At 60.3% G+C, this 15,771-nt stretch carries 14 protein-coding genes; 6 read left to right on the top strand and 8 right to left on the bottom strand.

Annotated elements, in window-relative coordinates; translation table 11 throughout:
- Positions 1 to 714, top strand: a complete 714-nt coding sequence (locus JFV30_RS04480) for a DUF3108 domain-containing protein (protein ID WP_010176472.1) — start codon at positions 1 to 3, stop codon at positions 712 to 714.
- 253 nt (positions 715 to 967) lie between these two features.
- On the top strand, positions 968 to 1,156 hold the full coding sequence (locus JFV30_RS04475; RefSeq protein WP_003210741.1) for a hypothetical protein: 189 nt from the start codon (positions 968 to 970) through the stop codon (positions 1,154 to 1,156).
- 170 nt (positions 1,157 to 1,326) lie between these two features.
- On the opposite strand, the gene JFV30_RS04470 is transcribed toward JFV30_RS04475, so the two are convergent.
- From JFV30_RS04470 to JFV30_RS04440, 7 genes are all read right to left on the bottom strand, one after another.
- Positions 1,327 to 1,872 carry a DUF2058 domain-containing protein gene (locus JFV30_RS04470; protein ID WP_010176473.1) on the bottom strand — a complete coding sequence of 182 codons (546 nt, stop codon included), beginning with the start codon at positions 1,870 to 1,872 and terminating at the stop codon, positions 1,327 to 1,329.
- Positions 1,873 to 1,897: 25 nt separating this feature from the next.
- Positions 1,898 to 2,731 (bottom strand): nucleoside triphosphate pyrophosphohydrolase, encoded by an 834-nt coding sequence (mazG, locus tag JFV30_RS04465; protein ID WP_201122124.1) that lies wholly within the window; start codon positions 2,729 to 2,731, stop codon positions 1,898 to 1,900.
- Positions 2,732 to 2,739: 8 nt separating this feature from the next.
- Positions 2,740 to 4,983, bottom strand: a complete 2,244-nt coding sequence (gene relA, locus JFV30_RS04460; RefSeq protein WP_010176475.1) for a GTP diphosphokinase — start codon at positions 4,981 to 4,983, stop codon at positions 2,740 to 2,742.
- Positions 4,984 to 5,119: 136 nt separating this feature from the next.
- Complete coding sequence (gene rlmD, locus JFV30_RS04455) at positions 5,120 to 6,472, bottom strand: 23S rRNA (uracil(1939)-C(5))-methyltransferase RlmD (RefSeq protein ID WP_201122121.1); 1,353 nt, start codon at positions 6,470 to 6,472, stop codon at positions 5,120 to 5,122.
- Complete coding sequence (gene cysM / locus JFV30_RS04450) at positions 6,472 to 7,374, bottom strand: cysteine synthase CysM (RefSeq protein WP_029616143.1); 903 nt, start codon at positions 7,372 to 7,374, stop codon at positions 6,472 to 6,474. Before cysM ends, rlmD begins: the two co-directional genes overlap by 1 nt.
- Before the next feature lie 100 nt (positions 7,375 to 7,474).
- Positions 7,475 to 8,071: a tRNA-uridine aminocarboxypropyltransferase gene (locus tag JFV30_RS04445; RefSeq protein WP_201122120.1), complete on the bottom strand. Its 597-nt coding sequence runs from the start codon at positions 8,069 to 8,071 to the stop codon at positions 7,475 to 7,477.
- A 6-nt stretch (positions 8,072 to 8,077) separates the two neighbouring features.
- Positions 8,078 to 8,971 carry a LysR family transcriptional regulator gene (locus tag JFV30_RS04440; protein ID WP_003210734.1) on the bottom strand — a complete coding sequence of 298 codons (894 nt, stop codon included), beginning with the start codon at positions 8,969 to 8,971 and terminating at the stop codon, positions 8,078 to 8,080.
- Between the two features lie 240 nt (positions 8,972 to 9,211).
- Here JFV30_RS04440 and speB point away from each other — a divergent pair, with 240 nt between their 5' ends.
- From speB to JFV30_RS04420, 4 genes are read left to right on the top strand one after another with little or no spacing between them, the layout of a single operon-like run.
- Positions 9,212 to 10,162 carry an agmatinase gene (gene speB / locus JFV30_RS04435; protein WP_003210733.1) on the top strand — a complete coding sequence of 317 codons (951 nt, stop codon included), beginning with the start codon at positions 9,212 to 9,214 and terminating at the stop codon, positions 10,160 to 10,162.
- A complete protein-coding gene (locus JFV30_RS04430; RefSeq protein WP_201122117.1) occupies positions 10,162 to 10,587 on the top strand; it encodes a YybH family protein in 426 nt (141 codons plus the stop codon). Before speB ends, JFV30_RS04430 begins: the two co-directional genes overlap by 1 nt.
- Before the next feature lie 21 nt (positions 10,588 to 10,608).
- A complete protein-coding gene (locus JFV30_RS04425) occupies positions 10,609 to 12,120 on the top strand; it encodes a purine-cytosine permease family protein (protein ID WP_201122115.1) in 1,512 nt (503 codons plus the stop codon).
- A gap of 35 nt (positions 12,121 to 12,155) precedes the next feature.
- Positions 12,156 to 13,538: a sodium:solute symporter gene (locus JFV30_RS04420; RefSeq protein ID WP_201122114.1), complete on the top strand. Its 1,383-nt coding sequence runs from the start codon at positions 12,156 to 12,158 to the stop codon at positions 13,536 to 13,538.
- A 62-nt stretch (positions 13,539 to 13,600) separates the two neighbouring features.
- Here JFV30_RS04420 and JFV30_RS04415 read toward each other — a convergent pair whose 3' ends face one another.
- Positions 13,601 to 15,700, bottom strand: coding sequence for an FAD-dependent oxidoreductase (locus JFV30_RS04415; protein WP_201122111.1), 2,100 nt, complete (start codon positions 15,698 to 15,700; stop codon positions 13,601 to 13,603).
- Positions 15,701 to 15,771 lie beyond the last annotated feature (71 nt).

Below are 15,771 nucleotides of genomic sequence, written 5' to 3'. Positions count from 1 at the left end.
ATGCGTCGCGCCCTGCTCTTCGCTTTTGCGCTGTTCGCCTTGCCTGCCGTGCAAGCGGCAGACCTTCACCCTTTCTCCGCCAGCTACACCGCCGACTGGAAACAGTTGCCCATGAGTGGTTCGGCAGAACGCAGCCTGACCAAGAATGACAACGGCACCTGGACCTTGAATTTCAAGGCTTCCATGATGATCGCCAGCCTGACTGAAACCAGTGTGATCCGCTTCGACAAAGATGCCCTGCAGCCGGTGAGCTACACCTTCGAGCGCGGCGGCCTGGGCAAGACGAAGAAGATCAACCTCGACTTCGATCAGACGGCCAAGAAAGTCACCGGCTTTGAAAACAAGGACGCGGTCAACGTTGCCCTTCAAAGCGGCATGCTCGACAAGTCGACCTACCAGTTGGCGCTGCAGCGCGATGTTGCAGCCGGCAAGAAAAGCATGAGCTACAACGTCGTCGAAGGTACTGATGTCGATACCTACGACTTCCGCGTGATCGGCCCGGAAAAGGTCCAGACCAAAGCCGGCTCGATCGATGCGATCAAGGTCGAACGCGTACGTGACCCGACTCAAAGCAAGCGCATTACCCAAATGTGGTTTGCCAAGGACTGGGGCGGCATCCTGGTTGCCCTGCGCCAGGTCGAGACCGACGGCAAGGAATACAACATCATGCTGCAGGACGGTACCGTTGACGGCAAGGCTGTCAAAGGCAGCTGATCTGCCATGCAGTGAAAGAGCCTCGCGTATGCGGGGCTTTTTTTCGCCTGTCGCCTGACGCCAACATGAAACTTTTGTCATAAAACTCAGCGCCCTGCGACGCAATGTCGCGGTTTCCGTGGGCTCGCGGGATTACTCCAGTTTCTGTAAAGGTGTGTTGCAATTCCTGGTTATTTACTTAGCAAGCTAACAAATCATATAACAAAGGCCTGCGACGCCTTGCCGCAGATCAACCAGAGATTGGAGCAAGCAGATGACTGTAAAAGTAACTGAACGCGACGATGAACATATGTCCCACGAAGCAGTAGCCCACGGGATTCACATCTGGGATGTACACCAGCAAGACCTGCTGGTCGGCATGTTTCACGACGAGGCCGAAGCTCATAATTATAAAAACGAGCTCGAGACCCTTGAGATGAAACGCCAGGCGCAAAGCTCCTGAAACTCTGAAATCCGATAGACACCCAGCCCCACGCAGCTGGAGTGTCTATAAACACAAACCCCGCCTTTTGAGCGGGGTTTGTGTTTATAGGGAGTGGGGTTTGGGATTTTGGGGGCGCTTCGCGCCCCAGCGGGAGCAAGCTCCCTTGCCACAGTGTTGTTTCTAGAGCCTTACCACATCAGGTCATCAGGGATCTGGTAGGCGGCGTACGGATCATCCTCGTCCGGCACCTGGCTTTCGGTCAGCACGTTCATCTGCACGATACGCTCCGGCGCCCGCTCCTGGATCTTCAGAGCGGCTTCGCGCGGGATCACCTCGTAACCGCCACCGTGATGGACGATTGCCAGGGAGCCGTTGCTCAGCTTGTTACGCATCAGCGTGTTGACCGACAGGCGCTTGACCTTCTTGTCATCCACGAAGTTGTAGTAGTCCTCGGTGGTCAGCTTGGGCAGGCGCGAGGTTTCGATCAGTTGCTTGACCTGGGCAACACGGGCCTTGGCCTCGGCTTTTTCCTGCTGCTGGCGGTTCAGTTCCTGGTCACGCTTGACCTTCTCGGCGTGGGCTTCAATGGCCAGGCGCGCCTGGCTGTCGTCGGCCTCAGCCTGGCCTTTATGCACCAGACGCTGCTGTTTCTGTTTCTCTTTGCCGACCTGCTTGGCCTGCTTTTGGTTGACCAGGCCTGCTTTGAGCAACTGGTCGCGAAGGGAAATGCTCATGGTGCTTACTCACTTGGGCAACGGCTCAGCCGCAGCTGGACAGGTTCTTTTCCTGGCGTTTGGCTTCGCCCCACAGGGCGTCCAACTCTTCGAGGGTGCAATCTTCTATGGGACGGTGGGTCTCGCGCAATGCCTGTTCGATAAATCGGAAACGTCGTTCGAATTTTGCGTTGGCTAAACGCAAGGCGGCTTCCGGGTCGACTTCCAGATGACGGGCCAGGTTGACCGCCGCAAACAGCAGGTCACCCACCTCATCGGCGATGGCGGCCGGGTCGTTGTCAGCCATGGCTTCGAGCACTTCATCCAGCTCTTCGCGCACGTTGTCCACCACCGGCAACGCATCGGGCCAGTCGAAACCCACCTGCCCGGCGCGCTTTTGCAACTTCGCAGCACGGGAAAGCGCCGGCAAGGCCGTGGGCACGTCATCCAGCAGGGATAATTGCTGTGGCGCGTCGGACTTTTCCGCACGCTCCTCGGCTTTGATCTCTTCCCAGCGCAGCTTGACCTGCTCTTCGCTCAATGGCGGGATATCCAGCGGTGCATACAAGTCGCCGGTAGGAAAAACGTGGGGATGACGACGAATCAGCTTGCGGGTGATGCTGTCGATCACCCCGGCAAATTCGAAACGCCCTTCTTCCCGCGCCAGCTGGCTGTAATACACCACCTGGAACAACAGGTCGCCCAACTCACCCTGCAGGTGATCGAAATCCCCGCGCTCGATGGCGTCGGCGACTTCGTAGGCTTCTTCCAGGGTGTGGGGAACGATGGTGGCGTAGGTTTGCTTGATGTCCCACGGGCACCCGTATTGCGGGTCCCGCAGGCGGTTCATCAAATACAGCAGATCTTCAAGCGAATACATCGGGCTACTCATGGTGTCCGGTTGCGCCGGGTCTCAATGATGTTCGGCAACTGGGAAATACGCCCCAGCAACCGACCCAACGCGTCCAGCCCCGGAATCTCGATGGTCAGGGACATCAACGCCGTGTTGTCCTCTTTATTCGAGCGGGTGTTGACCGCCAGCACGTTGATCCGCTCGTTGAGCAGCACTTGCGATACGTCACGCAACAGCCCCGAACGGTCGTAGGCACGGATGACGATGTCTACCGGATAGGTCAACACCGGCACCGGGCCCCAACTGACCTGGATGATCCGCTCCGGCTCGCGCCCGCCCAGCTGCAACACCGAGGCACAGTCCTGGCGGTGAATGCTCACCCCGCGGCCCTGGGTGATGTAGCCGACGATGGCGTCGCCCGGCAATGGCTGGCAGCAACCGGCCATTTGCGTCATCAGGTTGCCGACACCCTGGATCTGGATATCGCCACGCTTGCCAGGCTTGTAGCCGGTGGCCTTGCGCGGGATCAGTTCCAGCTGCTCGCTGCCGCGCTCCGGCTCAACCAGTTGCTGGGCCAGATTAACCAACTGCGCCAGGCGCAGATCGCCGGCACCGAGGGCGGCGAACATGTCTTCGGCGATCTTCATGTTGGCCTTTTCGGCCAGCTTGTCGAAGTCCACCTGCGGCAGGCCAAGGCGCGCCAATTCGCGTTCGAGCAAGGTCTTGCCGGCGGCGACGTTCTGGTCGCGCGCCTGCAACTTGAACCAGTGGACGATCTTCGCCCGGGCCCGGGACGTGGTGATGTAGCCCAGGTTCGGGTTCAACCAGTCGCGGCTCGGCGTACCGTGCTTGCTGGTGATGATCTCGACCTGCTCACCGGTCTGCAGGCTGTAGTTGAGCGGTACGATGCGCCCGTTGATCTTCGCGCCACGGCAGTTGTGGCCGATCTCGGTGTGCACGCGGTAGGCAAAATCCAGCGGCGTGGCGCCCTTGGGCAAGTCGATCGCGTGGCCGTCAGGGGTGAAGATGTAGACCCGGTCGGGCTCGATATCCACCCGCAACTGATCGGCCAAACCGCCGATGTCGCCCAGCTCTTCATGCCATTCCAGCACCTGGCGCAACCAGGAGATTTTCTCCTCGTACTGGTTGGACCCGGCCTTGACGTCGGTGCCCTTGTAGCGCCAGTGGGCACATACGCCCAGCTCCGCTTCCTCGTGCATCGCGTGGGTGCGAATCTGTACTTCCAGCACCTTGCCCTCGGGGCCGATCACCGCCGTGTGCAACGAGCGGTAACCGTTTTCCTTGGGGTTGGCGATGTAGTCGTCGAATTCCTTGGGGATGTGCCGCCACAGCGTGTGGACAATACCCAGCGCGGTGTAGCAGTCGCGCATTTCCGGCACCAGCACGCGCACGGCGCGCACGTCGTAGATCTGGCTGAAGGCCAGGCCCTTGCGCTGCATTTTGCGCCAGATGGAATAGATGTGCTTGGCCCGGCCACTGATGTCGGCTTCGACCCCGGTGGCCTGCAATTCCGTGCGCAATTGGCTCATCACGTCAGCGATGAAGCGCTCACGGTCCAGCCGCCGCTCATGGAGCAGCGTGGCAATCTGTTTGTACTGATCGGGTTCGAGGTAACGGAAGGACAAGTCCTCCAGCTCCCACTTGATATGGCCGATGCCCAGGCGGTGGGCCAGCGGCGCGTAGATGTCGAACACCTCGCGGGCGACGCGGTTGCGCTTTTCGTCGTCGGCGGTTTTCACCGCACGAATCGCGCAGGTGCGCTCGGCCAGCTTGATCAGCGCGACGCGAACGTCGTCGACCATCGCCACCAGCATCTTGCGCAGGTTTTCCACCTGGCCCTGGGTGCCCAGCACCATGGACTGGCGCGGGCTGAGGCTGGCGCTGATGGCCGCCATGCGCAGCACGCCGTCGATCAGCTTGGCCACCACGGTGCCGAAACGCTGGCTGACGGTGGGCAGCTGAATATGCCCTTCGCGCACGCCGCGATACAGTACCGCCGCGATCAGTGAATCCTGATCGAGCTTGAGATCGGCGAGGATCTCGGCGATTTCCAACCCGGTGCGAAAGCTTGAAGTGCCTTCGGCCCACAGGTTCTTGGCCGCATTGTCTTGCTGCTCAGACTCACGAGCGAACTCGCAGGCTGCTTTCAAGGCTTCACGGTCCAGTGCCGGGTCGACACTGATGGCATGATCCAGCCATGCCTCGAGATTGATACTGCCGTCGGTGTTGATCGGCTGGTGTGCTCTCACCTGTACCATCTTGCTTACCTTCCCTACGACGCACCTTTTAGTGCGTCAAAATCATCGCTGACCTGCTTTACAAAAAAAGCTTATGCACGCTCCCTGGCAGGTCACAGGCCCAGGAGATGCAGGCCAGTCGGATTAAACGGGCATCCTAGCCCGCTTCAAATAACGCCATGGCCTCGACATGGGCCGTCTGGGGAAACATGTCGAGGATCCCGGCACGTTTTAGCCGGTAGCCTTGCTTGACCAACTCGACCGTGTCCCGCGCCAGCGTTGCCGGATTGCAGGACACATACACCAGGCGATCAGCCCCCAGAGTGGCGAGCTTGCGCACAACCTCCAGGGCACCATCGCGGGGTGGGTCCAAGAGTACCGCAGAAAAGCCCTCTTTGGCCCATTCCGCGTCGGTCAAAGGCTGGGACAAATCGGCCTGAAAAAACTGCGCATTATGCAAATTATTGCTGACGGCATTCTGTGCCGCCCGGTCCACCATGGCTTGCACACCTTCCACCGCCACCACTTCCCGCACCTGACGGGCCAGCGGCAAGGCAAAGTTGCCCAAGCCACAAAACAAATCCAGCACCCGCTCGTCGGGCTTTGGCGCCAGCCATTCCAGGGCCTGGGCAACCATCGCCTCGTTGACCCCGGCGTTGACCTGCACGAAGTCTCCCGGGCGGTACGCCAACTGCAAATCCCACTGTTCCAGACGATAGCCCAGGGCCTGGTCCGGTTCGAAGGGTTGCGGCTGGCCCTCGCCATGCAGCCACAGCTGGGCTTCATGGAAGGTACAAAATTCCTGCAGGATCGTCAGGTCTGCTTCGGACAAGGGCGCCATGTGCCGCAACAACACGGCAATCGACGACCCGCTGAACAATTCCACATGCCCCAACGCCTGAGGCTTGCTCAGACGCCGCAACATGTTCGGCAAACGCTGCATGATCGGTTGCAAGGCCTGTACCAGCACCGGGCAATCATCGATCCCGACGATGTCCTGGCTGGCCACGGCGCGAAAACCCACCTCGAGTTTCTTCGCCTTGGCATCCCAGCGCACGGCCACGCGGGCGCGACGGCGATAGCCGAATTCCGGCCCGCTCAACGGCACGGCCCACTCCTGGGGTTCGACACCTGCCACACGGGATAATTGCTCGGCGAGCATGCGCTGTTTCAGGGCGAGCTGTTCGTCATGGGGCAAGTGTTGCAGGCTGCAACCGCCACAGCGGCCGGCGTGCACACAGGGTGCCGGGCGGCGCAGTTCACTGGCGGTAAATACGCGCTCGGTGCGTGCCTCGACCACTTTGCCATGGGCGCCCAGCACCCGCGCTTCAACCTCTTCGCCGGCCAGGGCACCCACTACAAACCAGGTGCGGCCTTCAAAGAACACAATGCCGCGGCCGTCGTTGGCCAGGCGCTCGATGGTCAGGCGTTGCTTCTTGCCTACAGGAATCTGTGGGGCCCGGCTGCCGCCCGTGGGTTGGAAGCGCAGGCCTCTCTCGTGCTTGGCCATCAGTTGGGCGCGTCGAAAATGCCGGTCGACAAGTAACGGTCGCCACGGTCACAGATGATCGCGACGATCACTGCGTTTTCCAACTCCTGGGACAAGCGCAACATCCCGGCAACGGCGCCACCGGACGACACGCCACAGAAGATGCCTTCTTCACGGGCCAACCGGCGGGTGGTGTCTTCGGCTTCACGCTGGGCCATGTCGATGATGCGATCGACGCGGGCCGAGTTATAAATTTTCGGCAAGTACTCTTCGGGCCAACGACGGATCCCCGGGATCGCCGCGCCTTCCATCGGTTGCAGGCCGACGATCTGGATCTCGGGGTTCTGCTCCTTGAGGTAGCGCGAGTTGCCCATGATGGTGCCGGTGGTGCCCATCGAACTCACGAAGTGAGTAATGGTGCCCTGGGTCTGGCGCCAGATTTCCGGGCCGGTGGTGGTGTAGTGCGCCTCGGGGTTGTCGCCGTTGGCGAACTGGTCCAGCACCAGGCCACGGCCTTCGGCGGCCATGCGCTCGGCGAGGTCGCGGGCGCCTTCCATGCCTTCTTCCTGGGTGACCAGGATCAACTCGGCGCCATAGGCCGTCATCGCCGCCTTGCGCTCGGCGCTGCCGTTGTCGGGCATGATCAGAATCATCCTGTAGCCCTTGATGGCGGCGGCCATGGCCAGGGCAATCCCGGTGTTACCGGAGGTGGCTTCGATCAAGGTGTCGCCGGGCTTGATCTGCCCACGCAGCTCGGCGCGGGTGATCATCGACAGCGCCGGGCGGTCCTTGACCGAGCCGGCCGGGTTGTTCCCTTCGAGCTTGAGCAACAAGGTATTGCTGGTGTTGCCCGGCAGGCGCTGCAAGCGGACCAGCGGGGTGTTGCCGACGCAATCGGCGATGGTGGGGTACTGCAAGGTCATGGCGTATTCGCAATCCAGACTGCGGGGGCGACTATCATACCGGGAAAGACTGGCGGGCCATATCACGCAAAGTGTGGTGCTTATCGCTTAATGGAATAAGTCAGGCCGGGCCGTGGTTTCTCTGGAACACTTCGTCGCCCATCGCGGCAATTTGCCCTTCGATCAACGCCTCGAATGGTTTCAACAGCGGCTCAAATGAAGTGGGCGCTTCAAGCACCTGCAATGCCTGCACGATGGCTTCCACCGTCGACAAAGCCCCGGGCCCAGGCGCCTTGCGCAGTCGATACCGGGACATGGCACCTTCTGCCAGCGTCACCCGAGGCAACGCCGCCAACAAGGGATTGAGGTGCAGCAGCTTGCGCGCCTTGCGCCAGGTCCCGTCCGGCACTACCAGCAGCAACGGTTCGTCGGATGGCGTGTAGGCCTGCAGCGGTTGCGCATCCTCGGCGGGGAATAACAGCCGCGCCTGATAACCCGGTGGATTCAACAGCACCTGCAAATCCTCAAATACCTCTCCCACTATTAACTGCGCATTCACCAGTCCGAGGGCCGCCAAGCGCGCGGTGTTCAATGCATGATTGACCTCACTCGGATGCTGCAACAGCAACACGCGGGTGCGGCTCTCCAGGCTCGGGATCAGCGCGCACAGGCAGTGGGTGGTGGGCCGCAGGCAGCGGGAACATTGGGGTCTGGACATGGGTTTTCAGGCCTGGTTGAGCTGGGCTTTGAGTAAATCGCGGAAAGTCTGGATCAACGGCTCGCGGCTGCGGCCCCGACGCATGATCATCGAAAACGGCGCCTGGTAACCAAAGGTCGCCGGCAGCAGCACCCGCAAGTCGCCTTTGTCGGCCCAGGCCTGGGCGTAGTGTTCCGGCAAGTAGCCGATGTAGGCGCCGGACAGCACCAGGATCAACTGCGCTTCCATACTTTCTACCGTGGCGGCGCTGTGCTTGAAGCCGTGGCGCGCCAGTTCGGCCTGGCTCCAGTAGCCGCGGCCGACCATGCGCTGCTGGGTGATGACTTGTTCGGGGATACGCCGCTCGTTGAACAACGGGTGGCGGGTGCTGCAATACAGCCAGTGCTGTTCGCGGTAGAGAGGCATATAGATCAGCCCGCTCATCCGGTTGGAGAAGGCGCCGATGGCCAGGTCCAGGCGATTGTCCTGTACCCCAAGCTGCAATTCGTAGGGGCTCATCACCGACAGATGCAAATGCACCGCCGGGTGCTCCTGGCTGTAGGCGCCGATGACTTCGGCAAACGGCAGGGCCTTATCGCTGACGGTGGAGTCGAGCACGCCGAGCTTCAGGGTGCCGCGCAACTCACCTTTGAGTGCGGCGGCATATTGCTCGAAGCCTTCCAGCTCGCCCAACAGACGCAGGGTTTCCTGATGGAACAGCTCGCCCTTGCTGGTCAGGCTGAACCCACCCCGGCCGCGATGGCACAGCACCAGGCCCAACGCGGCTTCCAGCTGGCTCATGTAGGTGCTGATGGCCGAGGTCGACAGGTTGAGTTCGTGCTGGGCGTTGGCGAACCCCTGGTGCCGCACGACGCTGACGAAGATGCGCAGGAGTTTCAGGTCGGGCAAGGCGTTGGCCATAAGATCTCCAAGTAACACAAAACCTGTAGGAGCTGGCTTGCCAGCGATGGAATCCACTCGGTGCGCCTGTTACACCGAGGCGCCTGCATCGCTGGCAAGCCAGCTCCTACAGTTGCAGCCGAGTTTACCTCAGCCATTAGTTTAGAAAAATCTGAACTAAGTATTTGCCCCTGCCGATTCTTCCCCTCCCGTGCATTTCGCAGAATCGGCTTCTAATAAACAAAACGATGAGGCAATCCCGTGGACAAGATTTTCCACCAACCACTGGGCGGCAACGAAATGCCGCGCTTCGCCGGCATCGCCACCATGATGCGTCTTCCCCATTTGCAATCGGCCAAGGGCCTGGATGCCGCCTTCGTCGGCGTGCCCCTGGACATCGGCACCTCCCTGCGTGCCGGCACCCGTTTCGGGCCTCGGGAAATCCGCGCCGAATCGGTGATGATCCGCCCTTACAACATGGCCACCGGTGCTGCACCGTTTGACTCGCTGTCGGTTGCCGACATCGGCGACGTGGCGATCAACACCTTCAACCTGCTGGACGCCGTGCGCATCATCGAAGAAGCCTACGACGAGATCCTCGAACACAACGTAATCCCGATGACCCTGGGCGGTGACCACACCATCACCCTGCCGATCCTGCGGGCGATCCACAAGAAACACGGCAAGGTCGGGCTGGTGCACATCGATGCCCACGCTGACGTCAACGACCATATGTTCGGTGAGAAAATCGCCCACGGCACCACCTTCCGCCGCGCGGTGGAAGAAGGCCTGCTGGATTGCGACCGCGTTGTTCAAATCGGCCTGCGCGCCCAGGGCTATACCGCCGAAGACTTCAACTGGAGCCGCAAGCAGGGTTTCCGTGTGGTCCAGGCCGAAGAATGCTGGCACCACTCGCTGGCACCCTTGATGGCCGAAGTGCGCGAGAAAGTCGGCGGCGGCCCGGTGTACCTGAGCTTCGACATCGACGGCATCGATCCGGCCTGGGCACCTGGCACCGGCACCCCGGAAATCGGTGGCTTGACCACGATCCAGGCGATTGAAATCATCCGCGGCTGCCAAGGCCTGGATCTGATTGGTTGCGATCTGGTAGAAGTTTCGCCGCCGTACGACACCACCGGCAACACCTCGCTGCTGGGCGCCAACCTGCTGTACGAAATGCTCTGCGTACTGCCGGGCGTGGCGCACCGCTGATGAGCGACCAGGCCGAGGTATTAAAAGCCGCGGCCGACCTGGTGTCGGCCTTCGCCCGCAATGACCGCGAGGCTTACTTCGGTGCGTTCAGCGCCGACGCCAGCTTCGTGTTCTACACCCTCCCCCAGCCGCTGCTGAGTCGCGACGCCTACCAGGTGTTGTGGGATAGCTGGCGCCGGGACGAGGGATTTGAGGTGCTGTCCTGCACCTCAAGCAACGCATTCGTCAGCCTGCAAGGTGACGTCGCGGTATTTGTGCATGACGTGGCCACCGAGCTGCGCATGAACGGGGAGCAATTCTTTAGCCAGGAACGCGAGACCATTGTCTTCAAACGGCAAGGTGATCGCACACAACAAAAAGAAGGCCTGTGGCTGGCCTGTCACGAACATTTGTCCGCTATGCCGGAAGGGCTGCCGCCCCCTTAGCCAATGTGATCGGAGCTGATCATGAATAATAAAAACAACGAAAATAGTATTCGCAACATAGAAACCAACGGCGTCGAACAGATCCCGGACCACGAACGTACCGCCGGGCCGAAGGATTTGTTTCGCCTGATTTTCGGCGGTGCCAACACCTTCGCCACCGCCGTGCTGGGGAGCTTTCCGGTGCTGTTCGGCTTGTCGTTCCAGGCCGGCGTCTGGGCGATTGTGCTGGGCGTGCTGGTGGGGGCGGTGATCCTCGCGCCCATGGGCCTGTTCGGGCCGCTCAATGGCACCAATAACGCGGTGTCTTCCGGTGCGCATTTTGGTGTGCACGGGCGGATTGTCGGCTCGTTCCTGTCGCTGCTGACCGCGATCGCGTTCTTCTCACTCTCGGTGTGGAGTTCAGGCGATGCGCTGGTGGGCGGTGCGAAACGGCTGGTGGGCCTGCCGGAAACCGACCTGACCCTGGGCCTGGCCTACGGCGTGTTCGCCATTCTCGTGCTGACGGTATGCATTTACGGCTTTCGCTTCATGCTGTGGGTCAACCGTATCGCGGTGTGGGCGGCCAGCCTGCTGTTCCTGCTGGGCATCTTCGCCTTCGCGCCCGCTTTCGACAGCCACTTCGCCGGCACCGTCGCCCTCGGCCAGACCGGCTTCTGGGCCGCGTTTATCGGTGCGGCACTGGTGGCCATGAGCAACCCGATTTCCTTCGGCGCGTTCCTCGGCGACTGGTCGCGCTACATCCCGCGGGAAACCTCGAAGATACGGATCATGCTGGCGGTGGTGTTCGCGCAGATCGCAACCTTGATTCCGTTCCTGTTCGGCCTGGCCACCGCGACCATTGTGGCGATCAAGGCACCGGACTACATCGCCTCCAACAACTATGTCGGCGGCCTGCTGGCCGTGGCGCCGAGCTGGTTCTTCCTGCCGGTGTGCCTGATCGCGGTGATCGGCGGCATGTCCACTGGCACCACCTCGCTGTATGGCACCGGGCTGGACATGTCCAGCGTGTTCCCACGGCTGCTGTCGCGGGTCAAGGCGACGCTGCTGATCGGGGTGATGTCGATTGCCTTCATCTTTATCGGACGTTTCGCCGCCAACCTGGTGCAGAGCGTGTCGACCTTCGCCGTGCTGATCATCACCTGCACCACGCCGTGGATGGTGATGATGATCATCGGCCTGATCGTGCGCCGGGGTTACTACTGCCCGGACGACCTGCAAGTGTTCACCCGCGGTGAAACCGGCGGGCGCTACTGGTTCAGCCACGGCTGGAACTGGCGCGGCCTTGGGGCCTGGATCCCGAGTGCGCTGGTGGGCCTGTGCTTCGTCAACCTGCCGGGGCAGTTTGTCGGGCCGCTGGGCAACCTCGCCGATGGCATCGACATCAGTTTGCCGGTCACCCTGGGCCTGGCCTCGCTGGTGTACCTGACGCTGCTTCGGGTGTTCCCTGAACCGGCTGCCGTCTACGGGCCGAACGATCCTCGCAGCAAGAGCATGGATTCGCTCGCTAAATCAGCGCTGCAAACCGCCGCCTGATCGCCCATAAAAAAGATAATCGGAGACTCGCCGTCATGGCTTTAGATCTATTCGTCGTCCTCATCTACGCCGCCGGCATGCTGGTGCTCGGCTACTACGGCATGCGCCGGGCCAAGACTCATGAAGACTACCTGGTGGCCGGCCGCAACCTGGGCCCGACGCTGTACATGGGCACCATGGCGGCCACCGTGCTGGGCGGTGCGTCCACCGTCGGCACCGTGCGCCTGGGTTATGTGCATGGCATTTCCGGTTTCTGGCTGTGCGCCGCCCTGGGTGCGGGGATCATTGCGCTGAACCTGTTCCTGGCCAAGCCGCTGCTGAAACTGAAAATCTTCACCGTGACCCAGGTCCTGGAAAAGCGCTACAACCCCATGGCCCGCCAGGCCAGTGCGGTGATCATGCTGGCTTACGCGCTGATGATCGGCGTGACCTCGATCCTCGCCATCGGCACCGTACTGCAAGTGCTGTTCGGCCTGCCGTTCTGGATCTCGGTGCTGCTGGGCGGTGGCGTGGTGGTGGTGTACTCGACCATCGGCGGCATGTGGTCGCTGACCCTGACCGACATCGTGCAGTTCGTGATCAAGACCGTCGGCCTGATGTTTATCCTGCTGCCGATCTGCCTGTACCGCGTCGGCGGCTGGGATGAATTGGTGGCGAAGCTGCCCGCGTCGAATTTCAGCTTCACCGAAATTGGCTGGGACACCATCATCACCTACTTCATGATCTACTTTTTCGGCATCCTGATCGGCCAGGACATCTGGCAACGGGTGTTCACCGCCCGTGACGAAAAGGTCGCCAAGTACGCAGGCACTTTCGCCGGTTTCTACTGCATCCTCTACGGCCTGGCCTGTGCGCTGATCGGCATGGCCGCCCACGTACTGATCCCGGACCTGGACAACGTCAACAACGCGTTTGCTGCCATCGTCAAAGTCTCGCTGCCGGACGGTATCCGTGGCCTGGTGATTGCTGCTGCACTGGCCGCGATGATGTCCACCGCCAGCGCCGGCTTGCTTGCCGCGTCCACCGTATTGACCGAAGACCTGCTGCCGCGCCTGCGGGGCGGTAAACAGTCGAGCCTGAAGATCAACCGTCTGTTTACCCTGCTGACGGGGATTGCCGTACTGGGTATCGCACTGGTGGTAACCGATGTGATCAGCGCGCTGACCCTGGCTTACAACCTGCTGGTGGGCGGCATGCTGATCCCGCTGATCGGGGCGATTTTCTGGAAGCGCGCGACGACCTCCGGGGCGATTACGTCCATGACCCTGGGCTTTGTGACGGCGCTGGTGTTCATGATCAAGGACGGTTTGGACGCCAATACCCCGATCTATTACAGCCTGGGCGTGGGCCTGGTGAGTTTTGTGGTGGTGAGCTTGCTGTCCCGTCGTCCGGAGGCTGTTGCGGCTCGGGCGATCTGAACGAATAGTTGAAAGCAGCTTTCTTCAGCGGGTGCGACGTCGGATGTCGCACCCGTTTTTTTTCATTCCCACATTACCGAAACCGCCGGCGCCCTTGCCTGAATGACTTCCTGAACCAAAGAAGCCCATACCAATCCCTGGGTTGTACCCCCGGCATAAGTTGCCCCCGCGACAATTCGGTTGTACGCGGACCAATAAACGATTGAAAGTCCATCTGCGGTGCCGGGCCGGGCACATTCAATAACCTGCAAGTTGCCACTTTCGATCGCGCTGCGGTAGGACACTGGAAAGTGCCGAGCCACAGCCGTCAGGCAAGCCGCCAGTACCTCTTCCTTATGTTCCTGCATCGAATCGGGCGGAACCCGACCACCGGAGACAAGAATAAAGTCTCCGTCCAAGCGGCAATTCATGACGCCGATGGGCAGGTCGTACTGCAGCTTGAGTCCGCGCATTTCGACACCCTCATTCCCCACCGCACGCAGTTTGAAAAACCAGCCAACGATCGCGAACACCTCGGGTTCCTCTACCCCCATGGCCGTGACGACGAAGTGTTCTCTGCTCAGGTCAGCAATCTGGACCGGACTCAAATTCCGGGGCAGGAACTGCACCCCGGAGCGCTGCAAAAGCGCCACTAATTCATCCATTAGATGAGCAAACTCCAGATCGTAGCCCGATACCTCAATAGCCCGGCTGATCCCTGGAATTCCATAACTTGCCTGGAATTGCGGCTGGCTGATCTCTGCAAGCTCATTGCCCGGCTTGCCACTGGGCCACGGCCTGTTTTCGATATCGCACTGTTCGCGGATCGCGGCCTCTACGCCACTGGCGTCGTCCGCGTAGGCTCGTACAATCCGCGACCGCGCGAATGGTGCGAGGGACGGGTTGTCGGCGAGGAGCTTTTCAAACAACTCAATGCCTGCACGATTGCACTCAACGGCCAAATACTGATTTCCGGGCGTCAGATAACCATTGCGTAGCGGCTTTGCCGTCGTCTCCGTTGCTGACAGATGGCGCATGTTCACCCTGTTATGGCTGGCGCCGTCGCGCGCCTGCGTTCCTCCGTAAACGATGACTTGATAATTCGCCAGGCGGAACATCACGGCCTGGAGCAGGCCGTTGATACCCCTGCCGATGATCGACACGCGCGGTGAACCGGCATGTGCCTGCTGAGTGGGGATCATCAATGAATGTGCAAGTTTGCGCCTGACAAGGCTGCGCAAGGCCACCAGGCTCAGTTGAACAGAGACGGCATAGTCAAGGTCGCCATGGCAGGCTTCGGTGGTTGCCGCCTGTGTCGTAAGCGTTGCCGGTTTGCACCAGGCGTAGACACTACAGCCGAGTGCTTCTGTACGCCTGCGAAACGCGTCCAGTGTCCTGGGACCGTAGTCCAATACCAGCTGGATACCTTCTGCCGTAGCCAGGGCCTGCAAAGCATCATCGCTGAAGACATCCGGCTTGGCGACACAGACCAGGCGAGCTTGCCTGTGCATACATTGAATAAGGGCCCGATCAATACGATGAGTAGATTCATCATTCAGGGACAAGCATAAGGCGACTGCATCGGCACCCTTCAACGCTTCGAACCAGTCCACGACAAATGACACTTTAGTGTCGGAAAAGACTTTGCCGATAGCGTCCGATACTTGACCGGGCCGAACCAACACCTTAATCCGAACAGTCGGATTTCGATCAAGTAATAACTTGACGAGTTCTTTTCCAACATTGCCGTATCCCAGCACACAAATATCATCGGGGAGAGAGCCATCGGCCAGGGTCAGCCAATGTGCAATATAAGCGGCAACATGCGGCGAGTTGACCCCCGGCGTATTGATCACTTGAATGTTGTTAGAGGCGCACAGATCCAATCGAATCTTATCCAGGCTCGTCCCTCTGCGGACCAGACAGAGGTTTCCAAATGGGTGGGATACACGCCATTGGTCAATGACATCTGCATCAATAGGCTGGTCACCGACTATGATCGTTGATGGACGCAACAGTCCGATCTGCATAAGCAGCGCTTGCTTGGTTAATGTCGGCGGGAAAAACACTACATTGCTGGGCGCGTCAGCCTTCCAGCCTCTGGACGCAGGGGCGATATGTAAAATATTTTCGGTGATGGCGATGAGTGACGCAGCGACTGGCGGGGCGGAAGAAAGCATCATAGCTTTATCTCCAACAATTCTGACGTGCTCAAGGGGAGTTCAATAAAGTTGGGGTTCTGGAAATGCAAACG

The sequence above is a fragment of the Pseudomonas sp. TH32 genome (assembly GCF_016650855.1).
In the GTDB taxonomy this organism is placed as follows: domain Bacteria; phylum Pseudomonadota; class Gammaproteobacteria; order Pseudomonadales; family Pseudomonadaceae; genus Aquipseudomonas.
Note: the sequence above shows the minus strand (reverse complement) of the source record. Positions and strands in the feature narration are given on the sequence as shown.

Bases quoted from the DNA above. Each gene is read 5' to 3' on its own strand.
- JFV30_RS04480 (WP_010176472.1), top strand. From the start codon at position 1: ATGCGTCGCGCCCTGCTCTTCGCTTTTGCGCTGTTCGCCTTGCCTGCC.
- JFV30_RS04475 (WP_003210741.1), top strand. From the start codon at position 968: ATGACTGTAAAAGTAACTGAACGCGACGATGAACATATGTCCCACGAA.
- JFV30_RS04470 (WP_010176473.1), bottom strand. From the start codon at position 1,872: ATGAGCATTTCCCTTCGCGACCAGTTGCTCAAAGCAGGCCTGGTCAAC.
- mazG (WP_201122124.1), bottom strand. From the start codon at position 2,731: ATGTATTCGCTTGAAGATCTGCTGTATTTGATGAACCGCCTGCGGGAC.
- relA (WP_010176475.1), bottom strand. From the start codon at position 4,983: ATGGTACAGGTGAGAGCACACCAGCCGATCAACACCGACGGCAGTATC.
- rlmD (WP_201122121.1), bottom strand. From the start codon at position 6,472: ATGGCCAAGCACGAGAGAGGCCTGCGCTTCCAACCCACGGGCGGCAGC.
- cysM (WP_029616143.1), bottom strand. From the start codon at position 7,374: ATGACCTTGCAGTACCCCACCATCGCCGATTGCGTCGGCAACACCCCG.
- JFV30_RS04445 (WP_201122120.1), bottom strand. From the start codon at position 8,071: ATGTCCAGACCCCAATGTTCCCGCTGCCTGCGGCCCACCACCCACTGC.
- JFV30_RS04440 (WP_003210734.1), bottom strand. From the start codon at position 8,971: ATGGCCAACGCCTTGCCCGACCTGAAACTCCTGCGCATCTTCGTCAGC.
- JFV30_RS04430 (WP_201122117.1), top strand. From the start codon at position 10,162: ATGAGCGACCAGGCCGAGGTATTAAAAGCCGCGGCCGACCTGGTGTCG.
- JFV30_RS04425 (WP_201122115.1), top strand. From the start codon at position 10,609: ATGAATAATAAAAACAACGAAAATAGTATTCGCAACATAGAAACCAAC.
- JFV30_RS04420 (WP_201122114.1), top strand. From the start codon at position 12,156: ATGGCTTTAGATCTATTCGTCGTCCTCATCTACGCCGCCGGCATGCTG.
- JFV30_RS04415 (WP_201122111.1), bottom strand. From the start codon at position 15,700: ATGATGCTTTCTTCCGCCCCGCCAGTCGCTGCGTCACTCATCGCCATC.